This window comes from Peribacillus sp. R9-11 (assembly GCF_031345095.1).
Lineage (GTDB): Bacteria > Bacillota > Bacilli > Bacillales > DSM-1321 > Peribacillus > Peribacillus butanolivorans.
On record NZ_CP133763.1, the window covers coordinates 3,486,700 to 3,509,608 of the forward strand.

At 37.5% G+C, this 22,909-nt stretch carries 22 protein-coding genes; 3 read left to right on the forward strand and 19 right to left on the reverse strand.

Annotated elements, in window-relative coordinates; translation table 11 throughout:
- Nucleotides 1-95: 95 nt before the first annotated feature.
- Both RE409_RS16865 and RE409_RS16870 read right to left on the reverse strand, forming a co-directional pair.
- Complete coding sequence (locus tag RE409_RS16865; RefSeq protein ID WP_201250752.1) at nt 96-866, reverse strand: TerC family protein; 771 nt, start codon at nt 864-866, stop codon at nt 96-98.
- A gap of 200 nt (nt 867-1,066) precedes the next feature.
- Nucleotides 1,067-1,684 (reverse strand): YpjP family protein, encoded by a 618-nt coding sequence (locus RE409_RS16870; protein WP_201185443.1) that lies wholly within the window; start codon nt 1,682-1,684, stop codon nt 1,067-1,069.
- A gap of 438 nt (nt 1,685-2,122) precedes the next feature.
- Here RE409_RS16870 and ggt point away from each other — a divergent pair, with 438 nt between their 5' ends.
- On the forward strand, nt 2,123-3,811 hold the full coding sequence (gene ggt / locus RE409_RS16875; protein WP_242485402.1) for a gamma-glutamyltransferase: 1,689 nt from the start codon (nt 2,123-2,125) through the stop codon (nt 3,809-3,811).
- Here the strand turns inward: ggt and RE409_RS16880 are convergent, their stop codons facing one another.
- From RE409_RS16880 to RE409_RS16920, 9 genes are all read right to left on the reverse strand, one after another.
- Nucleotides 3,812-4,591, reverse strand: a complete 780-nt coding sequence (locus RE409_RS16880) for a class I SAM-dependent methyltransferase (protein ID WP_201185445.1) — start codon at nt 4,589-4,591, stop codon at nt 3,812-3,814.
- Nucleotides 4,592-4,662: 71 nt separating this feature from the next.
- Nucleotides 4,663-5,097 (reverse strand): BrxA/BrxB family bacilliredoxin, encoded by a 435-nt coding sequence (locus RE409_RS16885; RefSeq protein ID WP_201250750.1) that lies wholly within the window; start codon nt 5,095-5,097, stop codon nt 4,663-4,665.
- 231 nt (nt 5,098-5,328) lie between these two features.
- Nucleotides 5,329-6,999, reverse strand: a complete 1,671-nt coding sequence (gene ilvD / locus RE409_RS16890; RefSeq protein WP_098176472.1) for a dihydroxy-acid dehydratase — start codon at nt 6,997-6,999, stop codon at nt 5,329-5,331.
- 553 nt (nt 7,000-7,552) lie between these two features.
- Complete coding sequence (locus RE409_RS16895; protein WP_201250749.1) at nt 7,553-8,689, reverse strand: conserved virulence factor C family protein; 1,137 nt, start codon at nt 8,687-8,689, stop codon at nt 7,553-7,555.
- A gap of 129 nt (nt 8,690-8,818) precedes the next feature.
- Nucleotides 8,819-10,696: an ABC-F family ATP-binding cassette domain-containing protein gene (locus tag RE409_RS16900; protein ID WP_201250748.1), complete on the reverse strand. Its 1,878-nt coding sequence runs from the start codon at nt 10,694-10,696 to the stop codon at nt 8,819-8,821.
- Complete coding sequence (locus RE409_RS16905) at nt 10,693-11,337, reverse strand: HD domain-containing protein (RefSeq protein ID WP_201250747.1); 645 nt, start codon at nt 11,335-11,337, stop codon at nt 10,693-10,695. The genes RE409_RS16900 and RE409_RS16905 overlap by 4 nt, the downstream gene beginning before the upstream one ends.
- Nucleotides 11,338-11,387: 50 nt before the next feature.
- Nucleotides 11,388-12,233, reverse strand: coding sequence for a DegV family protein (locus RE409_RS16910; protein ID WP_057216836.1), 846 nt, complete (start codon nt 12,231-12,233; stop codon nt 11,388-11,390).
- Nucleotides 12,234-12,408: 175 nt separating this feature from the next.
- Nucleotides 12,409-12,885, reverse strand: a complete 477-nt coding sequence (locus tag RE409_RS16915; protein ID WP_053346638.1) for a glutathione peroxidase — start codon at nt 12,883-12,885, stop codon at nt 12,409-12,411.
- Nucleotides 12,886-12,965: 80 nt separating this feature from the next.
- Complete coding sequence (locus RE409_RS16920) at nt 12,966-13,505, reverse strand: hypothetical protein (RefSeq protein ID WP_201250746.1); 540 nt, start codon at nt 13,503-13,505, stop codon at nt 12,966-12,968.
- A 181-nt stretch (nt 13,506-13,686) separates the two neighbouring features.
- Here RE409_RS16920 and metA point away from each other — a divergent pair, with 181 nt between their 5' ends.
- Nucleotides 13,687-14,595 carry a homoserine O-acetyltransferase MetA gene (gene metA, locus RE409_RS16925; protein ID WP_201185454.1) on the forward strand — a complete coding sequence of 303 codons (909 nt, stop codon included), beginning with the start codon at nt 13,687-13,689 and terminating at the stop codon, nt 14,593-14,595.
- 176 nt (nt 14,596-14,771) lie between these two features.
- Here the strand turns inward: metA and RE409_RS16930 are convergent, their stop codons facing one another.
- The 5 genes from RE409_RS16930 to RE409_RS16950 all read right to left on the reverse strand — a co-directional run bounded on the left by RE409_RS16930 (nt 14,772) and on the right by RE409_RS16950 (nt 19,714).
- Nucleotides 14,772-15,467, reverse strand: coding sequence for an AIM24 family protein (locus RE409_RS16930; RefSeq protein WP_056520866.1), 696 nt, complete (start codon nt 15,465-15,467; stop codon nt 14,772-14,774).
- Nucleotides 15,467-16,162 (reverse strand): class I SAM-dependent methyltransferase, encoded by a 696-nt coding sequence (locus RE409_RS16935; RefSeq protein WP_201185455.1) that lies wholly within the window; start codon nt 16,160-16,162, stop codon nt 15,467-15,469. The genes RE409_RS16930 and RE409_RS16935 overlap by 1 nt, the downstream gene beginning before the upstream one ends.
- A gap of 332 nt (nt 16,163-16,494) precedes the next feature.
- Complete coding sequence (gene mntR, locus RE409_RS16940) at nt 16,495-16,923, reverse strand: transcriptional regulator MntR (RefSeq protein ID WP_053346643.1); 429 nt, start codon at nt 16,921-16,923, stop codon at nt 16,495-16,497.
- Nucleotides 16,924-17,025: 102 nt separating this feature from the next.
- On the reverse strand, nt 17,026-19,200 hold the full coding sequence (locus RE409_RS16945; RefSeq protein WP_201250744.1) for a DNA topoisomerase III: 2,175 nt from the start codon (nt 19,198-19,200) through the stop codon (nt 17,026-17,028).
- 379 nt (nt 19,201-19,579) lie between these two features.
- Nucleotides 19,580-19,714: a hypothetical protein gene (locus tag RE409_RS16950; RefSeq protein WP_274608151.1), complete on the reverse strand. Its 135-nt coding sequence runs from the start codon at nt 19,712-19,714 to the stop codon at nt 19,580-19,582.
- A gap of 112 nt (nt 19,715-19,826) precedes the next feature.
- Between RE409_RS16950 and RE409_RS16955 the strand changes: the two genes are divergently transcribed.
- Entirely contained in the window at nt 19,827-19,976 is a 150-nt protein-coding gene (locus tag RE409_RS16955) for a hypothetical protein (RefSeq protein WP_201223939.1), read from the forward strand.
- Between the two features lie 108 nt (nt 19,977-20,084).
- Here RE409_RS16955 and RE409_RS16960 read toward each other — a convergent pair whose 3' ends face one another.
- The 3 genes from RE409_RS16960 to RE409_RS16970 form a co-directional block, all read right to left on the reverse strand.
- Nucleotides 20,085-20,228 carry a hypothetical protein gene (locus RE409_RS16960; protein ID WP_201254723.1) on the reverse strand — a complete coding sequence of 48 codons (144 nt, stop codon included), beginning with the start codon at nt 20,226-20,228 and terminating at the stop codon, nt 20,085-20,087.
- 481 nt (nt 20,229-20,709) lie between these two features.
- On the reverse strand, nt 20,710-21,156 hold the full coding sequence (locus RE409_RS16965; RefSeq protein WP_201250977.1) for a MaoC/PaaZ C-terminal domain-containing protein: 447 nt from the start codon (nt 21,154-21,156) through the stop codon (nt 20,710-20,712).
- 201 nt (nt 21,157-21,357) lie between these two features.
- Nucleotides 21,358-22,824, reverse strand: a complete 1,467-nt coding sequence (locus RE409_RS16970) for a GntP family permease (protein ID WP_201185459.1) — start codon at nt 22,822-22,824, stop codon at nt 21,358-21,360.
- Nucleotides 22,825-22,909: the final 85 nt, after the last annotated feature.

Genomic DNA, 22,909 nt, shown 5'->3' on the forward strand with positions numbered 1-22,909 from the left:
ATTTCAAAAGGGGTCCAGAATTAAAACATTCTGGACCCCTTTTGTCTACAAACTGAGCTGACATCATTTTGATGTCAGCTTTTATTATTGAGTGTTTAACCGTGTTCTTTAACCCTTTTTTCTTTCTTAAAATGAAATACGATCGTAGTGCCGAAAATAATGAAAATAAAGGCAAAGAAGATAGCATGAGGAATTTCAATCCCTGCAACAGCAATAAGCATTTTTATAGCAATGAACCCTATTAAAACATATGCTGCAGTTTCTAATTCTGGAATCTTATCAATCAGCTTTAAAAATAACCCAGCCACGCCCCTCATCATCAAGACACCAATCATCCCACCGGTTAAGAGGACCCAGACTTTTTCACTTACACCAAAGGCGGCCAATACGCTATCGACGGAAAATGCAATATCCATCAATTCTACAGCAGCAACCGTTCCCCATAAGGTACCAAACATGCGGATCAGTAAGCTGTTTTTACTCATTCCCTGAATATCTTCATCGTTTCCAGCTTGTTTTTTTCTTTTATCTCTAAAGTATTTGAACGAGAGCCAACCAAGGTAGGCGGCTCCAATGACCTTCACCCACCAAAGTTTAATGAGGAAAACACCTATTCCAATTGCTACAAACCGGAAAGCATAAGCACCTAACAAACCATAAAAAAGAGCTTTTTTCCGTTGTCTTTCCGGCAGGTGCCTGACCATTACCGCCAAAACCAAAGCGTTATCCGCTGACAGTAGACCTTCCATTAATACGAGCGTACCAATCAATCCCCAGCTAACCGGGTCGGTTAAAACCTCACCCCACATATTCCAGTCAAAAAATTGAGCATATGTATTAATGACGTTATTTAACAACTCTGACATGATGAAGACTCCTCTGCTACTGTAACTATAAAAGTAGAAACCCAATTGAAAAAGATCATCTTACTTAACTAGCTTTAAAATATCTAATCTTGTACTTTGTTTAACACAAAATAAATACGTTGCATAACAACGTATCATTTAATACTTATATAACAATTATCATACTCTTACATGTGCTTAAAATCAATGGAACCAAGCTACTAAGAGAGTCTTTGTTTACTTGTCCACTCTGGGGGTGTATTTTTATCCCAATATATTTTTCCTAAATCATAATGGGTCGCATATGAATCATGATAGGTATGATAATGAAAATCAAACCAATATCCCTCTAATGGCGGATTCTCCTGCCTGACATGGAACCGCATGATATCCTTGCCGCTTATCGAATCAAATATATGAAAAATTTTCTCCGCTCTACCCGCACTTGGCTGCTCTGTAATCGTTAATTGCTGTAATTTTTCATCAGGAAATTGGGCCGTTATTTCTGTAATAGCATCTTCCATTTTTGGTAATATGGCTATTTTGAATTCATCACCAATTTTAGGATTGATTTTCTCGCCAAATTTCATAAATGCGTTTTCCTCAGCTTTATTCAGAATGCCTGATAAGAACTCTTCCCGATTAAATTCCTCTTCTATATCAGTAGGTTTTTGAGAAGAAAGATAGGATAAATGTTCTTCTTCTACTAACCCTTTTTTAGTATCCTTTAACGAATCGGCTTCAGCCAGCCACGATAGATCTGAAGGGGTGACAAGCCCAAATGTCAAAACGGATACTAAAATGACGAGACTTTTCCTGAACCAAACCGCTGCTTTCAAATTCCACACTCCCCCTTCTTCTTATTATTTTCTTTATATTTAGTATACTTTTATTTTTTAGTAATTACGAATAAATAGTTACCCAGGTTTCAAAAATCTTTAAAATGGATAAATACCTATATAAAGTTCATGAACCCAATCTTTTTTACTAAATATCCACTATTCAATTTGTAAATGAAGGATTTTGACGATATTTGGAGAACTTAATAAGATTCAAGTCTTTTTAAGGAGGGGTCTTATATGGCTTTGACTACGACTGCCATGGTGGCTTTATGTCTTGTAACGTTAGCATTTTTCGTATATTTATCATTTGCTGATTAAGAATAAATAAATACCTACGAAAAATCTCCTTGTCATTCATCAGTAATGACAAGGTTTTCTTTTAAAAAAGGCGTTACGACTTGGCAGATAAAAGGACTGAATACTGGAGGAATTACTTTGGAAAACAACAATGGAAACACTAAAGATGATTACAAGAGGGAAACAGCCACAGGGAAGGCCGGAATGGTCGTTACCGCTCATCCCGTAGCTACTTCCATTGGGGAAAAAATATTACGTGAAGGTGGAAATGCGGTTGATGCGGCGGTTGCCATCCAATTTGCTCTGAATATTGTAGAACCTATGATGACTGGTATCGGTGGCAGTGGTTTTCTTATGGTATATAACGAAAAGAATAATGAAACTAAAATATTCGATGGCCATGTAAGAGCACCTAAAGCCGCGCATCCAAACATGTTTCTTGATGAAAAAGGGGAAGTCATCCCATTTAAAAAACGTTCGATTAAAGCTACAGCAGTTGGTATTCCAGGAATTCTTAAGGCTATGGATGAAGCTCTCTCCGAATACGGTAGTAAGACATTAGCAGAACTTATTGAGCCCTCTATTGAATTCGCTGAAAAAGGAGTTCCTGTCAATTGGGTATTTTGTGATGCCCTTGAAAATTTTGAGTATCGGTTAGGTGAAGAAGCCCGTAAATTCTTCATTCCAAACGGTAAACCATACAAAGCTGGTGACCTCCTAATAAAAGAAAAATTGGCTAATACCTATCGAATATTACAGCGTGATGGAATTTCCGCTTTTTATGAAGGTAAAATCGGAGAAGGAATCATTTCCTGTATTCAGGAACTTGGAGGTTTTATGGAACTTTCTGATTTACAGGACTATAAAGCAACCATTGATGAACCAATGTTTGGTACTTATAAGGATTACCAAATTGCTTCATCGATGGCCCCAAGTGCAGGAGGATTCACTGTCATTCAAATTCTAAAAATATTGGAGAGCTTCCACTTAGAACAATATGATGTGCATTCATGGGAAAAATATTACTTAATTGCCGAAGCAATGCGTCTAGCATTTACTGACAAAAAGGCTTTTCTAGCTGATCCCGAATTTGCCGAATTACCATTAAAGGGTCTTTTGCATGATGAATATATAGCTAAACGACGCTCATTCATTAATTTTAAGGCAAGAAATAATGCAATTGACTTTGGAAATCCTTGGATATATGATTCTGTGAAACAAAGGGATGTCATCCCACAACCAAATGACGAAGAACGTAGTGAAACGACTCATTTTACTGTCCGTGACAGATGGGGAAATATTGCTGCATGTACATCAACTGTCGAACATCCATTCGGTTCCGGTATCATGGTTTCCGACTATGGCTTCATGCTGAATAACGAACTGACGGATTTCGATTCCATTCCAGGCGGTATGAATGAAGTACAGCCAAATAAACGTCCTGTCAGCTGTAAAAGCCCAACCATCATCTTTAAAGACGGTGAGCCTATATTGACGCTAGGTTCTCCAGGAGGACCGACCATCATCAGTTCAGTCGTACAAACGATCATAAATGTACTTGATTTAAAAATGGACTTAAAAGCAGCCATTGAAGAACCTAGAATTTTCACTCCTATGGGCCCTCATATTGAATGGGAATCAGGTATTGATATGATTAGCAAAGGCCACTTAGAAGCAATGGGCTTTGCATTTAATGAAGTGCCCCATTCTATAGGGAATGTTCAGGCAATACAAATCAACCCGGCTGACGGGTCAAGCTATGGTGCTGCAGATTCAAGCCGTGAGGGCTGTGCGGTAGGTCTAAATGAGTTAGATTACAAAGCTTAATCACAGTACAGAAATGTAGCCATAATGAAATTTGGATGTTTTTCTCTTTAATACTTCAAATCCAAATTCCTCAAAGCGGGAGCTGCGAAAATGGTCCTTCAACACGACTCTCTTTCGCGCAACCCGCTTGGCTTCTTTCATTATTTCCATTGTTAAGTCGTGACCTTCCGCAAAATGAGCCAATCCCCTAATCCCATTTGATTCTTGAATCGTTTCCTCAAACATTGGATCGAAATATACCACATCGAAATGATTATCCGGTAATGTTTTCAATAACTCGTAATGATCAGTATGAATGACCTTAATTCTTCTCATCGCTTGAATCATCTTTTCATCTGCATTCTCCCATGTTTTCAAACCATGGTCAACGAGCAAGGCCAAGTATTGATTTTCTTCCAAAGCACTAATCTGTCCATTTTCTCCAGCAGCAAAACTTGAGACAATCGCATCTGAGCCCAAGCCCATTGTACAATCAAGCACAGTACTTCCTTCCTTTATATCTCCAGCAACGAGAAAAGGATCACTTTCTCCTTGTTTTATTCTTTTTATTCGGATCATAGCAAGGTTTGGATGAAAAAAGAATGGCTCTTTTTCTTCAAACCGATATAGCTCCATTCTCATTTTTCCAAAAACAAGGCAATCATCTTCACCATTTTCTGATTGAATCGCCCTAACCGAGCGTTTTCTTCGGGCAATAAAAGGAATATGTAATTTTCCTGCTAACTTTTTGGCCATCATTATTGTCTCATTATCGGCTCTTCCTGCTGTTGTGATAAACATCGTCCTACCCCTTTAAACTGTTAAAAATTTGAAAAAGAATGCCCTGTTTCCAGGACATTCTACTTTATCACTTATTTCACTTGACTAAATGCTGCTAACAAGTTATCCATAATAGCTTCCATCGGCTGGCCTTCAATTTCATGACGTGGAATGAAATGTAAGACTTCTTTGCCTTTTAAAAGTGCCATGGATGGCGAAGAAGGTTCAATTCCGTCAAAATACTCACGCATTTTGGCTGTTGCTTCTTTATCTTGACCAGCAAATACGGTTACAAGATGCTTTGGTTTATCCTCTGCTTGGAGAACAGCTTGAGTAGCAGCTGGACGAGCTAACCCGGCAGCACAGCCACAAACTGAATTCACTACAACCAATGTTGTACCCTCGACAGCTTCCATAAATTTTTCAACAGCTTCAGCGGTTTCTAACTCCTCAAAACCTGCTTGAACTAATTCAGCACGCATAGGCTTCACCATTTGTTTCATATATTCATCATATGCCATAGACATAAAAAAACCTCCTTGGTTACAATTCTTCAATTAGTATAATCATACTATATTCTTAAGTCCATATGCAAAAATGACGCTTACAACTTTTGTTAAAGTATTTATGAAACCGTGTTAGCACACAAACTGGTCAAATATCAAATATTAAACACTATAAAAATAGTCTTCTCAAAGAAACACGGTAAAAGAATTGATTTAATTCTTCTACCGTGTTTTTATTTCACATGATCTAAATTAAACTTTCATTACGCCGCCTGAACTAGCATTAGTTACAAGTTTAGAGTAACGGGCTAAATAGCCTGTTTTAACTTTTGACTCGAAACCTTTCCAGTTAGCTTTGCGTTTTTCAAATTCTTCATCGGAAATTTCTAATTCGATTTTACGATTATTCAAATCTAACTCGATGATATCTCCATCTTCTACAAATGCGATTGGACCACCTTCAGCTGCTTCTGGGGAGATATGACCGATACTGATGCCTCGAGATGCACCTGAAAAACGTCCATCAGTAATTAATCCCACTTTAGCACCAAGACCTCGGCCAACGATTTGGGAAGTAGGCGCCAGCATTTCCGGCATGCCCGGCCCGCCTTTTGGACCTTCGTACCGGATGACAACAACATTACCTTCTTTTACTTTGCCAGTAATAATTCCAGATAATGCATCTTCTTGTGAATCGAAGCAGATCGCTGGCCCTCTGTGGTATCCACCAACAGATTCGTCAACAGCACCCACTTTAATAATTGAGCCTTGAGGAGCAAGGTTACCAAACAATACAGCAAGACCACCACGTTCAGAATGCGGGTTATCCAACGGATGAATAACATCCTTGTCCAATATTTCACAACCCTCAACATTTTCGCGTAGCGTTTTACCTGAAACAGAAAGACAATCACCGTTAAAGGCACCTGGTTTTTTAAGTAACTCATGTATAATTGCGCTCACACCACCAGCATTGTGTACATCTTCAATATGATAATCAGATGCTGGGGCAATCTTCGCAAGATGTGGTACGCGGTTTGCTATTTCATTGATGCGTTCCATAGGATATTCAAAACCTGCTTCATGTGCCAATGCAAGTGTATGAAGCACTGTGTTAGTCGAACCACCCATCGCCATATCCAAAGCAAATGCGTTATCAATTGCATCAATCGTTACGATATCACGAGGTTTAATATCTTGTTTGATTATTTCCATCAATTGTTTGGCAGATTTTTTAACAAAATCCTTACGTTCTTCGGCTACAGCCAAAATTGTACCATTACCTGGAAGTGCAAGACCTAAACCTTCGGCCAAACAGTTCATGGAATTTGCTGTAAACATCCCTGAACAAGAACCGCACGTAGGACATGCAACTTGCTCAAGTTCTTGCAAATCTTCTTCATTTATATTACCCGCTTGGTATGCTCCTACACCTTCAAAAACAGACGTTAAAGAAAGAGATTTACCGTTTTTGTCTTTCCCTGCCTTCATAGGCCCGCCACTTACAAATATTGTAGGAATATTAACACGAAGAGCTGCCATCATCATCCCCGGTGTAATCTTGTCACAGTTTGGAATACAAACCATACCGTCAAACCAATGTGCAGATACAACCGTTTCTACAGAATCCGCAATAATCTCACGGCTTGGTAAAGAATAGCGCATACCAATATGGCCCATGGCAATTCCATCGTCTACCCCAATTGTATTAAATTCAAAAGGAACACCGCCAGCTTCACGAATGGCTTCCTTCACTATTTTACCGAATTCCTGAAGGTGAACATGACCTGGAACGATATCAATGTATGAATTACAAACCGCGATAAATGGTTTTCCGAAATCTTCTTCTTTAACACCTGCTGCACGCAAAAGGCTTCTGTGTGGAGCACGGTCGATTCCTTTTGTAATCATATCACTTCTCATATTTGATGTAGACATTTGTTGTAACCCCCAATTTTCACTTCTCTAATAATTTAATATAATCTAATTTTTAGTATACTCTAAAAATTCTAACATATTTACATACAAATGCAACCATTCAACTCTTAAATATCCATAAAAAAGTTTTACTAAAATAATAGAAAAGATATTTTTCTCCTATAAGAAATGGTTTCATGTAGAAAACATACTATTTCGCATGTTTTTGACTGTTAATAAATCAAAAACACATGATTGGTCAGTAAAAACTGTACTCGTTCAATCGACAAGCATAATTTTCACTAAAATTACCCAAGTCAAAAGTTGTTATGGTATCAATACACCAAGGCATATAAAAAAATCATTTCTGCAGAGGATGCTCTCTGTGAATCTGACTAACTGAAAATCTGGTTACAAAATATGCCCTAAAGCGGGACATTTTTAGAGCATAAAAATAACAAAAAGGCATCCGGAATTAAGTCCATCCGAATACCTTTTGCCTACAAAATAGAAACATGCAATTTGTATGATTTGTTGATAAAACGATTTTTAATCAAAGTCACTTGTCATTTGTTTGCCTTGATTCTGTCATTTGCTTCCAAACTGAACCCTTTGCTTCTTCTCCGTTTTCTATTCGGTCAATAGCCATTTTAACCTGTAGAGCCACTTCGAACTCTGGGTCCTGTTCAGCTTGTTTTAAATAGGGTAGGACTGTTTCATTTCCCACTTCATATAAGAACATCGCAGCCCTCCACCTTACTAGTTTATTTTTATCTGATAAGGATTGCGACATTTCTCCCATTGCTTCTTCAAAACCTAGATCAGATAAACAGTCACCCGCTGTTCGTCTTACTGCCACACTTGAATCTTTCAATGCTTTGTACAAGCTCGGAAGTACTTTTGTATCCTCGATCATCCCTAAGTAAACAACAGCAAGTCGACGAATAGAGACTTTACTATCAGACAAGGCTATATCCAATACTGGAATCTCTTCAACCGTTGGATCTTCCATTTGTTCTAACGCTTGATAACGTTTTTCCCAATTTTCATCATTCAACATTTCTGCGGTTAGTTTTATTTTGGGACGCTTCACGAATGCCTCTTTTTTATCAACGGTTTCTTGAGCAGCAGCTACTAGCTGGTTAATTCGTTCTTCCGGAAAAGCGGCAACCAACTCATCCGCTACTTCTTTCACGATATTATCCATATCCCCGTAACGGATACCATAATCCTTCCATTTTCGGAGCAAGACTACATTATCGTCTTCTTTTTGAGCAGCAGCAATACCTTTAATAAAATATTCTGGTAAAGCAAAGCGTTTTTCATGTTGGCTATCACTTGCTTTAATTTGCATCGGAATTCCTTTGAATTGTTGAATAGCAACTGTTACTTCACCATAATGTTCATTTATTACCGTTTGTTGATTTTGTTCTTCAGTTTTCTCACCAAACACTTGACGAATTTGGACCAAGATATCTTTCCAATCATATTTCGCATTACGCTCAACTGCTAAAAAGTCGGCAACATGATATACGCCTTTCACCCCTTCAATCGTAAATAAATCTTTAATAAGCTGAGGTGCTTGATCGGCTTGATTTTTTTTATAATTATTACTTTTACCTGCTAAGAGCTCTTCTGTTAGATTAATTTTCATTGTATTTGGACTTGGTGTAGGTTCTATTGATTTTATTTTCAATACTTTTCTCTCCTTTTACAAGACGTACTCATGTACTAGATTTTATCACAATGGCCACAGATTCTCATGCAATTGAGATAGACAAAAAAAGACTGGACCAAGCATACTTCCCCTGGACCAGTCTCTCACTTATTCCTCTTCTAATTTTTCCGCTAAATACGTCCATCTTTCCATCATATACTCTAATTTATCTGTTAGTTCTTTTTCCTCTTCAAGAAGCAGACGAACTTTTTCAAAGTCGCTCCCCGCTGCTGACATTTCTGTTGTGATGTCTGTCAGACGCTGCTCGACATGTTCCATGTTACCTTCGATTTCTTCCCATTCCTTACTTTCCGCATAGGTTAGTTTTTTCTTTTTCTTTTCTGTGCGGTTTATCTGAGGCTCTGGCTTTTTTTCAAGAACGGTCTCTTCTGTTTTTTCCTCTAAGAACTCTGAATAGTTGCCATAATAAAAATCAATTTCACCTTTATTTTTGAAGACAAGGAGCTGATGACAGGTTTTATCAAGAAAATAACGATCATGTGATACGGTAATAACTACACCTGAAAACGTTTCTAAATAATCCTCGAGAACTGTCAAAGTTTGCGTGTCCAAGTCATTCGTCGGTTCATCCAAAAGCAGGACATTAGGTGCTCCCATTAAGATGTTAAGCAGATACAAACGTCTTTTTTCTCCTCCGGACAGCTTGCGTATTGGGGTACCATGAGAACCCATTGGGAATAAAAATCTCTCAAGCATCTGTGCAGCAGTAATAAAACTGCCATCCTTAAGAGCGATTGAATCAGCTGTTTCCCGGATATATTCTATCATGCGAAGATTCTCATCCATATCAACGCTTTCTTGCGTATAATAACCAATTTTCACTGTTTGTCCTATTTCAAGATTTCCTTCATCTATCGATTCTCGCCCAGCCAAAATGTTCAATAACGTAGACTTTCCGCTGCCATTATTACCTACGATTCCAATGCGGTCACCTGGCTTGAATAGGAAGGAAAAATGTTTGATGATAGACTGATCACCAAAAGATTTAGAAATATCTTGCATCTCCAGAACTTTTTTCCCAAGGCGGGCACCACTTAATTCCATTTCAAGACTTTCAGTTTTTTGCTTATCTTTCACACCCGTTTCTAATGTTTCAAAACGTTGAATCCGTGCCTTTTGTTTAGTGGTACGTGCCTTTGCACCTTTACGAATCCACGCTAATTCTTTTTTAAATAGACTTTCCTTTTTCGTTCGTTCGGTCGATTCGTTTTCTTCCCGAATAGCTCTTGATTCTAAATAGTCAGCATAGTTTCCTTTATATTCGAAAAGCTGTGACTGAGCGATTTCCCAAATTTTATTGGAAACCCGATCAAGAAAATAACGATCATGGGTCACAAATAAAACGGACTTCTGATATTTAGCCAAATATTCTTCGAGCCAGGTAATGCTTTCAAAATCAAGATGATTCGTAGGTTCATCCAAAATAAGCAGATCAGGAGTTTCAATCAAAGTCTTTGCCAGAGCGGCACGTTTTTTTTGGCCACCTGACAGTTCACCCAATTTCCTTGAATGATCTGGAAGACCAAGCTTTGTCAATATAGTTCGTGCGTTCGCACTTGTATCCCAGGCACTAAGGGCATCCATTTCCTGTTGTTGCTTTAACAACCGGTCTTGAGTTGTGCTATTCTGTGGATCTAATTGCAGCTGAACGAGTGTTTTTTCATATTCCTTAATTAAGGAAAATACTGGAGTTGAACTTTCATACATATACTCCATAATCGTTAATTTTTCATCAAAATAAGGATCTTGAGATAAATAGGAAATCGTGTAATCATTTGGATGATCCTTCGTTCCCAAATCACTATCTTCTAAACCTGCAATAATATTCAAAATTGTGGATTTTCCAGTTCCGTTTATACCAACGATCCCAATCTTTTCGCCTTCGGTAATAGAAAAAGAAACATCTTTAAATAATAGCTTTTCCCCTTGTGTTTTCATTACATGTTCCATGCTAAAAACTTTCATAATCGTACATCCCATTCCTTGTAAAATTCCTCTAAAAAGCTAACCATATACTCATGCCTTTCACTTGCAATCTTCTTAGCTGTACAGGTGTTAAGCATGTCTTGTAACCGTAATAATTTTTCATAGAAGTGATGAACGGAAGAGCTTTTACCCATCCGATATTCCTGTTTTGTCATCTTCTCACGTACAATAAGTGACGGATCATACATTGGTTGCCCCTTTTTTCCGCCATATGCAAATGTCCTGGCAATCCCAATGGCACCAATCGCATCCAAACGGTCCGCATCCTGAACTATTTCCGCCTCAATAGAAGGAAGTTGTACGTGTCCAGAACTATAAGAAATTGTGGTGATAATCTGTTTAATATCCTTAACAGTATCTACATCCAAGTTAATTTCCCTAAACCAGTCAACCAGCTTTCTCCAACCTGCATCGACATCCTGATTTAATTTATCATCCGGAATATCATGAAGGAGAGCCGCCAATTCAATGATAAATTCATTTCCTTTTTTTTCTTCTCTTGCAATATGTAAAGCCAGCTTTCGAACGCGATCGATATGGAACCAATCATGACCACTGGCATCAGAATTCAATTGGTTATATACATACTTTTCCGTAAGTTCAATTATAGTTTGTTTCATTTCACCACTCCAAGTCCATTCTATTTTACCATGGTTCTTATTAATGTGCCTTAATCTTCATTGAACCAACTGATTCCAATCGTTTGTTCACCGGTATGCACCCCTATCGCACTGCCGAGTGGAGATACATGCGTCTTTACATTAGGAAATTCTTCAGAAATCATTGCTTTCCACTTCTGGGTCTGCTCCGACAGCGCCCCATATAATATAGTGCATTCTTTCACTTTTCCTGTTGCAAATGATTTGCGAAAATCGCTAAAAATTTGTTTTTCCGCTTTTTTTAGGTTTCGAGGTTTCGATTTAGTATGAAGCAACCCATCTTCAATTGAAATGATGGGTTTAAAACTTAATAGACTTCCGAGAAAATATTGAGCATTTGTTAACCTACCACTGCGGTACAGCTGATCTAAAGAACCTATTAACACATAGGTTTCATGGCTATCTGCATATTTTCTTGTTTTAACGAAAGCTTCATCAATGGAGTGACCATTTTCAACATAATGCATGAGCCGTTTCAGTATTAATAGCATCGGAAAAGAAATTAGTAAAGAATCAAAAACATCTACAGGTATCGTAACCATCTGTGCGGCCTGCTGACTAGCGGAAACTGTACCGCTTAACTTACTGGAAAGATGAACTGATATGATTCTATCATAGCGTTTTTCAAGCATCTTATATAACTCATAAAATCTACCCACAGACGGCTGGGAAGTAGTCGGGTTTATCTTTTCTTCATTCATCCTGCGATATAATTCCTCAGATAATAGGTCAACACCATCTTCATATTCCTTGCCATCAATGATGACAATCATCGGAACTACATATACATGTTCATTTAGTGATAATTCTTCGTCTAATAATCCTGTACTGTCCGTTACCCATGCAATTCGTTCCATAGTTTACCTCCTGAGTAAAATAGTTGTTCTTTATTATATTCAACTTTTTCCTCATCTTTCCCCTCTTGAAATCGAATGTATTTGGTATATTTCGAACAAAAGAAAAAACCATATTAACGTTACAGAAAAAGAGCTCACCAGGAAAACTTCTTCTGATGAACTCATTTTTCATTTTTTATAATAATTCTTTTAAATCGTCTTCTATTTCCAATGGTTTTGTTCGAGGCGCATATCGACTGACAATATTTCCTTCGCGGTCAATCAGGAATTTGGTGAAATTCCATTTTATCGATTTTGAACCCATCACTCCAGGCGCATTTTCGGTAATATAACTGAATAATGGATGTGCATCCTTCCCATTAACATTCACTTTTGCAAACATCGGGAAAGTTACGCCATGATTCAATTTACAGTAAGAATCGATTTCCAGGTCATCACCAGGCTCCTGGTTAAGAAATTGATTACATGGAAAACCAAGGATGACTAAACCATCTTCTTTATATTGTACATATAAGCTTTGCAAATCATCATACTGTGGCGAAAAACCGCATTTACTTGCGGTATTTACAATAATCATTACTTTCCCTTTGTATTCCTCAAGCGAAACGGTCTCGCCATTGATTTTTTTCACTTCAAATTCATAAATGGACATGTATGATCTCTCCCTAAAGTATGATGCTGTCATTTTACCGTATTTAAAGATCACTTTTCCAACTTTAATATTCTTTCTTTTTAATTTTTCTCTATCCCCTTGGCTACTTTTAGAGATTGGATCAAATACTCTACCATATCTTCCAAATCTTCCATTTGCTCTTCTTTTACAAGCCTACCAAATGAAACTTTAAACGTAGAAGAATTTACTGGCCGATCTATTTTACTGATCGTTTCGGTGGTCGTCACAGTAATGATTCTTTGCTTCCCCCAAATTTTCTCCAGCCCGATTAAGATATCTTCAACTTCTCCTGCCCCAAGTTTTTCATGAAATGAAATGAATATATCAACCGTACATCCTGCATATGTTTCATTATTATTGAATTCGAGCAACTCCGAACTTAAGTTCTCGAGTGAAGCATGTAACTCAATTCCACCAACAACAGAACTAGGTACGAGAGGTTCCTTCAATTCCATCTCAATCTTATATGTTCTTGACATTGTTGAGAGATTAACGATCTCATCACGGGCTATGACCAATATATCTCCAACAAAGTCACGATCATAAACTGCCCCTTCTAACACTACTTTCATATTCTCAAATGCTGTGGGATCAAACAATCTCCATACACCTCTCCAACCTCTTAAGTTTTTCAAAAAGAACTATGTATATATCTCCTCCCCATTTTACCATTCTCGAGAATTCGTTAGAGGATTTACAAGAAATTATTAAAATAGCTTTTCTATTTGGAAATTTTCTATATAATTAAAATATTATGATTTTTGAAGAAGGAGGCTAATTATGCCAATCAGAATACCTGAAAAACTGCCAGCTAAGGAAATTTTAGAACAGGAAAATATCTTTGTAATGGATGAGGAAAGGGCAACCAGGCAAGAAATTCGCCCATTAAATATATTGATTTTAAACCTTATGCCTGAGAAAGTAAAAACAGAGGCCCAACTGCTACGCTTTCTTGGCAATACTCCTATTCAGGTAAACATATCATTTCTACGCTTAAGCACACATGAATCGAAAAACACAAGTAAATTTCATTTAGATCAATTTTATAAATCATTTGATGAAATCCGTTCTAAAAAATATGATGGCTTGATTATCACAGGAGCTCCAGTTGAAAAATTGGAATTCGCAGATGTTAATTATTGGAAAGAACTTCAAGATATTATGAACTGGTCAGCCGAAAACGTCACATCTACACTACATATCTGTTGGGGAGCTCAAGCCGCGCTTTACCATCATTATGGAATAGGCAAATACGAACTACCTGAGAAATGCTTTGGCATTTATAAGCATGAGGTACTCGAACCAAATGAAAATCTAGTCCGTGGCTTCGATGACAATTTTATGGCACCTCATTCGCGCCATACTGACATTGACTATCAAAAATTAGTTAATCATCCAGAATTGAAGATTTTAGCTCAGTCCGATCAGGCCGGAGTATTGATTGCCGCCTCTGTTGATGGAAGAAGAATAATGGTTACAGGTCATTTCGAGTATGATGCCGAAACACTTGGTGAAGAGTATAAACGTGATAGGGAACGTGGAATTGATACACAACTTCCTGAAAACTACTATCCTGACAACGACCCAACTAAAGTACCGCTTCACCGATGGAAAAGTCACTGTAGCCTCATGTTCTCCAACTGGCTGAATTATTATGTCTACCAATTGACCCCTTATGAGTGGGATTGAAAGGGAAAGAAAAAAAGAAACTCTCTCATTAAGTGAAGTACTTTTTTTCGGGGAAACCTGCTGAATCTAGTATGGATGAAAAAACCTGAGTCCTTGATTCAGGTTTTTTCATTTTGAAGTTTTTCTGGAATTCTAGTTTAAAAAATTTCTTGTATTTGCTTTATGGTGTTTTTTTATCAAGACTCTTTATTACCAAAATACACCTCTTCAAAAGGTTGGACTACTACAAATCCCTGTCCTTCAAATTTCATCTGAACCGATTCCCCACTTCCTCTTCCAAAAAACGACTTTAATGACACATCGGTTACAAACTCAGGTTGTAGGTCTCCAGACCAAGCGACGGTTGCATTTGGATCCGTATAGACTGGGTTCCCCCTTTCTACCATTAATGTGAGAGGTTCATAATGAGAAGTAAATGCCACCATCCCTTTCCCTTCAAGTCTAACATTGAACAATCCCCCCGCTAGCAAACCGGCAATACGCCGCATCATTTTAATATCCCATTGTATGCTCGGCTCAAAGGCAAGTAAATCGTTACCGTTTACACTAATTGATTCCCCATTCAAATGTAAGATGGAAATCTTCTTCCCTTGATCTGCCACATACAACTTTCCACTTCCAGTCGCTTTCATCAAAGATGCACCCTCACCTGTAAAGGCCTTTTTAAAGAGTTTGCCAAATCCGTGTTCTAATATTCCTTCTCGTTCGAATTTAATATTGCCCCGATAAGAAATCATTGTTCCCATTTTCGCCCAGATTTGTTGTTCAAGATTAATTTCCAAAATTCTTTCCGTTTCAAGTTCAAACAAACCTTGCCCCTTATCCTGCTGTTTCGTTTTTTCTACGAATTGATTGATTTGATATTTTTCCATCACTGATTACCCTCTTTTTGAAGGAGAAACAACCACATAAAAGATACGGCTTGCTTTAAATCCTTTGAAAAGTGACCTAGTTTTGTAAAGTCTACCCCTCTCTTGGCGACGCCGGTATCAGCGACTGCTTTCCATCCGCTTTCCACTGCTATTTTCTCAAACTCCCACGGCTGCATCGTGTTCATGATCACTTTGTCGCCTAATAAACGTTGGAAACTAAACTTTTTACGTGGTTCCGCAGTCGGACCAAGTATTCCAAAACAGGCATAGCCGCCAGGCTTTATTATACGGTGAATTTCCTTCACCACAGTTAATGGTTCACCTGTGTATTCAAGGGAATTAATTACCAATGCCGCATCCATTTCTTCGTCCTTAAATGGAAGACTATAAAAATCACCTTGAATAAATGAAAGTTTAGGCTGATGTACGGTCTTTTCCATTGCAAATTCAATCATGACGTTAGAAAGATCAATTCCAGTTACTTCATAACCCGCTTCAGCAAGTTTAAGAGAACCAACTCCATCTCCACAGCCTATATCAGCTACCTTACTTCCCGTAGGCACATATTGAGAAAAAAACGGGATTATATTTTTTCGACTTCCTGTTTCCCACATTTCTTGCGAATTCTCCACCCACTTAGAAGCAAAGTCATCCCATTTCTTTTCCGATTCTTTATGCCAAGTATGTAAATCCATCCGGCATTCCCCCATTCCATTTAAATCTTTGTTTCATATGAACACATAGAATTGTTAAAGAAATAACAAGGATATACTAACCTCGTTTCTTAACTTTTTTATTACATTACCTAGTATTTAAAAACCCATATCTAACCGTGACTGCTGAGGCTTATTTATAGCTATTCTGCTCTGACTCTAAAAATCCCTTTTTTACCTTTTCCTATTATCCACTTATTGAACATCATTTGTTTAATTAATAGTTAGATTGTTTATTCCGTACAATAATAGCTGACTGTTTTATAAGTAATTTAATTTATAAAAGTCAACAAAAAAAAACTGCCAGTGGCAGCTTATTTTGAGTTCTCTTCGTTTCTTTTTTGTATATTTCTTAAATCCTCGACACGACTAGGAGATTCCTCAAAGAATTCGACAAGATCTCCAATTCGATCGATAGCATTCCAACTAAGGTGATGTTCAATACCTTCAACATCCTGATAGATATTTTCTTCTTTGACCCCAATCAATCTTAGCATCTGTTCTAATAGTTCATGTCGGTATACGAGCCTTTTACCCACTTTTTTCCCATTTGCAGTCAAAACGAGACCACGGTACTTTTCATATATTAAATATTTTTCATGATCTAGTTTTTGAACCATTTTTGTAACTGAAGAGGGATGGACAGAAAGATTTTCTGCAATATCGGAAACCCTGGCATATCCTTTTTCTTCAATAAGTAAATAAATTTGTTCTATGTAATCCTCCATGCTCGGTGTAGGCATTCGGAATCCTCCCATTCAAACGCATATCTAAAAATTTTACTATATAAACGACCCCGAAACAAGAAGATATCGTCTCAGGACGTCTTTTAAAGAAGTTTATTATTAAGTTTGCTTGACGGCTTGTTCTGTTGGAAATGTAAAACTAATCTTCTTTTCAGAATCGGACCAAGATAAAATTGCGTCAAAGGTCTTCTCTCCTTTTTTAAAGCCACTTATTAAATCCGTTTCGCCGCTTGCCAACAACTTTTTTATATTTGCTTGACTGATCTTTTTATTCAGGATTTTTTTGGAGATAGTGAAGTTACACTTCGTTTTCTGATAACTCACACATCCATAAAATTCACCTTTATCGACAATCTTCGAACCGCATAACTTGCAGCTGCCTACAGATGCAGTATTTCTTTTTTTAGACCCGCTCCGTTGAATTGATTCAGTATCCAGTCCTTGGAAATCCCAGTTTTCCGATGATTCAACTGCATCACTGATAATTTTAGCCGACATCTTCTTAACAGCTTCCATAAATTCACCAGCGGAAGCCTTTCCTTCCCCGATTTCCCTTAAGCGCTGTTCCCATTTAGCCGTCATTTCAGGTGAAGCCAGAATTTTTTCTCCGATGGCAGTAATCAGTACTTTCCCTTTATCTGTCGCAAATACCTGATTTTTTTTAACATCAATATATTTACGGTCTTTCAGCATAGTTATAATGCCTGCACGAGTAGCTTCAGTTCCAAGTCCTTCTGCTTTCATCAAAACCTTTTCTAGCTCTTCATTATCCAGATGTTTTCCGGCAGTTTTCATCAATGTAATCAACTGACCCTCTGTATAGCGCTTAGGAGGCTGGGTTTTTCCTTCTTTCACTTTTACACTGGCTACCTGTCCAGAATCCCCTTTTTTGACGGGGGGCAAAATGATATCGTCATCATCCTTATCATTTTGGAAAATCACCTTCCGCCATCCCTCTTGGATTTGCTGCTTGCCTTTCGAAATGAACTCGGCCCGCTTATCGACAAGCGTTTTAATTGTTGTATAATCGAAAATCGCCTTCTCATAATGAGCCGCAATCAGGCGGCGTACCACTAAGTCATAGATATTGCGTTCTTCAGCGGAAAGGCGCTTTGGATCTGTGACCTGCTCAGTTGGGATAATTGCATAGTGATCAGTCACTTTTTTTTCATTTACAAACCGTTTATTATTTATGATGCTTGATTGAGGCAACGGAAACAGGGATTCATACTCTGAAAACCTGCTTATTTTTTGCAAAATATCGGGAAATGTCTCGGCTTCCCCCTCTGTAACATAATTGGAGTCAGAACGCGGGTAAGAAACAATCCCTTTTTGATATAGACTTTGAACAATATCCAGCGTCATTTTCGGTGAATATTTATAAATCTTATTCACGGTTGCCTGTAAAGAAGATAGATTAAATAATAAAGGTGGCTGAAATTCTTTTCTTTCTGTATCCATTTCTGCAATTTCAGCTTCTTTACCCTTGCAAAAGGCGGCAATTTTTTCAGCAAGTTCTTTTGTTTTAATCCTCGGATCGTTTTTCTGCTGCCACTTTCCTTGATATTTATTTCCATCCATCTTGAAGTCAGCAAATACTTCCCAAAACGGTTCAGATTTGAACTGTTCAATTTCCATTTCCCTTTTTACTATCAAAGCGAGGGTAGGCGTCTGAACCCTGCCAGCTGAAAATACATCCGACACCCCTCTTTGTTTCAATAAAATGCTATAAGCTCTAGAAGCATTCATACCAACAACCCAGTCTGCACAAGCTCTCGTATATGCTTCATAATAAAGTGGCCTTGTTTTTTCTTCGCTAATCAGATTTTGGAAACCTTCATAAATGGCTTTCGGAGTCAAAGAGGAAATCCATAAACGTTTCATCGGTTTTTTGACGCTGCATAGATTGACGATATTGCGTACAATCAATTCTCCTTCACGACCGGCATCGCCAGCATGAATAATTTCATCCACATCCGACTTCCTAAGCAAAGTTTTCACAACATTGAATTGCTTTGCCTTTTGTCGAGTCACTTCATATTGGAATTTCTCAGGAATCATCGGCAATGTATCAATCGACCATTTTTTCCATTTTGAATGATACGTTTCCGGTGAAACTAGTTGACATAAATGCCCGACTGCCCATGTTACATAAGCACCATCCGGAAAAAGTTCATTCGGCAAAATTTCTATATAGCCTTGCTGTTTCTTCGTTTTAAATTGACCTGCTAACGTTGAACCTTGATCTGGTTTCTCCGCAATGATTAGCTTCATATTTTCGTCACCTAATCCGTTAAAAAATATCTTTCTTTATTATTATACCTTAAATATATATATCGGCTAGATTTGAGTTAGTTTTTACAGAACTGCTCCTGCAACGGGATAGAATAATTACTTAACGCCGGTGGAGAATGGGATTTTCATGCATATAATAAGGCCCGTCCAAATATAAGCAGATTAATATGCAAAAAAAGCTACACTAAATGATTAGTTTTTCTTTTGACAATTCAGCTAAACTAGAATTTCTTGTCCATATTTTTTTAAAATTATGGATGTTTTGTAGTGTGATATGCTTTTCTTTATTTCTCTTTCCAATAAGAGTCCCCTTCTTGTAGAATGGGTTATCCGGATTTAATATAAGTTGAGTCGCAATTCAAAAAGAGCAGCCGTCAACGGTTCTGCTCTTTTTGCACCATTCGCAAACCGATAGAAATGGTTTCTTAGCTTCTGTTTTCATTTTGCCTTTATTCAGATCCCCTATTTCTAATCCATACCATCCTTTTTCCATAAAACCGCCTCATACTATGTAAAATATGGCATAATTCCCTTATGTAACTAACCGGGTGGGAGGTTGCCTTACCCCTATCTCTTTTATCTAAGAGAGAAGGGAGGTGACCGCAATGGATCTTCTAATAGACGTACTAGTGGAAGTTGCCAATTCGACAGTTGTATATTTATTTAGCTTCCTTCCTGCTAAAAAAGTCAAAAAGAAAACCACCCGTTCTACATCCAAACAGCACGGGAGGCCTTCTAAGAAGCGTAATATTTAGGAGCAACCGACCACTTTGGATTGGTTACTAGGCGAGATGTTAGCGCATCTCGTCTTTTTTATATATGCCACATTATAACATAAATATACTAAAAAGATAAAAAAGAAACTACTTTCCCTTCGATAGTTCTTGCTTTATTTTACTCCGGTTATATGATCCTTTGCCTTTCTTATTCAAAATCACACGAGTTGAGGCATCGAATCCCCAACTTAATCTACTATTGGTCATTTCACCGATTGTTTTCTTTTTCATATACATACCTGCTTTCTTTGAAACTTTCTTAGACAGCTACATTATTTCACAAGGAGAAGTGTTTTGGTTTTGGCCTATTTACACAGCTGTAACAAAGAGAATAGATAAAGAGCGATTGCTAATTAAATGCAGTCGCTCTTATTTTGATTATTATGTTATTCTCGTTTCTTCTGTCTACCGCCACGTTTAATTTCTGTGCTAAGTTTGGGGATAATACTTTTACTTCGAATTTCCTCTTATAACCATAAGCTAATTCGATAGATTTAATCAATGATAGTGATTGTATTCCAAAGCACGTTTTAAGTATTAATTACAGCTACTTCAACGGCTCCCTAATTTGAGCAAGAATTATTTCAATGTCTCTTAAATCTATAAACTATGTCATCTAGACATACTTTTTAGAACAAACGCCATCTGAATTCAAGTTTGATTTGCACCTGCTCAAATATTTAATTTTGTCGCATTATAAATTAAGTGATTACTATATTTTCACATGGGTATTAGAATTGACCATAATTTTCATATTGGCTATGGCTACAGTTTCTCCGTTTTGTTTTTTTATTTCTTGGATGACTGTTACAACACCTTGATAGCCTTTTTCAAAAAGGTCAATCACCTTTAATTCTACATGTATCGTGTCCCCAATAAAGGTAGGGTTTGTAAATCGAACCTTCTCCAATCCATAAAATGCAACGACGATTCCTGGTTCAAATTGAAATAAGCCAGTTGCAGCCGAAAGTATAAGCATTCCGTGTGCTATCCGCTGCTTATACTGTGTATTTGCTGCATACTCCTTATCAGTATGGAGGGGAAACCAGTCACCGCTAAATGCAGAAAACATTACTAGATCTGCCTCGGTTATAGTACGTCCTTTCGACACCCATGTTTCTCCGATTTCATATTGATGGAAATATTTATTAAACATTATTTCATTCTCCTTTTATTTAGGCTTGAAAAAAAGTAGGCAGAAATTTCAGATATTTAATACTATAGACTAAATAATTTAGTGATAGTTCTTAAAATCAACACCTATAAAAAATGTTTTTCATATAGAAGACGTACTATTCCATGTAAATAGCGTTTAAAGCTAGAAATCGAAATGTATTTTCCTATGCTCACCGGCAAATATTTAAACGATAGCAAACAAGCTGAATATACCAATTACAAAGAATACAGCAAGTGTCTTTATAATGGTAATAACAAAAATGTCTTTATATGCCTGGCGATGAGTGAGTCCCGTAACTGCTAGAAGAGTTATTATAGCTCCGTTATGTGGCAAAGTATCAAATCCACCTGCAGACATAGCAATGACACGATGTAAAACTTCCAACGGAATGTCAAAATGAGCAGCTGTTTGTATATACGTATCCGCCATTAAGCTCAACGTAATGCTCATCCCACCAGATCCTGAACCAGTAATGCCGCACAAAACATTTGTCATGATCGCCCCATTAATTAAAGGGTTCGAAAACATTCCAGTAAGATAATCTTGTATCACAGTAAAGCCGGGTAAAGCTGCAATCACACCCCCAAAACCATATTCGGTTGCCGTATTCATGGTTGCAAGCAATGCCCCACTAATCCCTATATTAATACTTGATTGGAAATTTAATTTGACAGCTTTAAAGTTTAATAAGACGGTTGCTATTATCCCGAGAATAAGAGCCATCTCTACAGACCAAACACCAATAACTTTAGACATATCAACATTTCCATAATCTTTCAACCCAATAGTAGCAAAATCGAATCCTTTGGCATACCAAAGAGGAAAAGACTCAGTAAAAAACTTATTCATCACTCCAACTAACACCAACGGAATAAAAGCAAGCCAGTCTTTTCTACTTATGGCTTTTTCAGAATCCATTCCCAACTTATTAGTCGTTTCCACCGATATAGCAGAACTAGCTGCCATTTCTGCTTCAGCAGCTTCCCTATCAATAGCTTTATCACCAATTCCAAAATACCCTTCACCATTTCTAGCTGCCTTATGTCGACAATGATTTAAGTATAAAAGGCTCAAGGAAATGATAAATATTGCCCCAATAATTCCTAGTGTCGGTGCAGCATAGATGTCAGTTTTAAAGAATCCCGTTGGAATGACATTCTGAATTTGTGGAGACCCTGGAAGTGAATCCATGGAAAAGGTAAAAGCACTAACTGCAATTGTCGCAGGAATTAAACGCTTTGGAATATTAGCTTCGCGAAATAGCTGAGCAGCAAATGGATAAATGGCAAACACTGCAACAAACAAACTAACTCCGCTATAAGTCAGGATTGCGCCCATTATCACAATGGCTAGAATGGCTTGTTTAGCCCCGATAAAACGGACAATAATTTTAGCTATGCTCTTTGCAACACCGCTTATTTCAACCAATTTCCCAAAAATAGCACCTAGTAGAAAAACCGGGAAATATAATTTAACAAATTCAACCAACTTAACCATAAATATATTAGAGAAGAAAGGTAAAACATGTCCAGGATCCGTTAAAAATACAGCAAACAAAGCACACAATGGTGCAAAAAGTATAACAGAAAATCCTCGATATGCTAGAAACATAAGTAATCCTAGTGAAATAATAATAATCATTACATCCATATTGATTCCCCCTTTTTCTCAAAGTATAATATGTTATCATTTGTTGCTGGTTTGAATCCATTTCCCCCAAGACTTCTTCGGCATT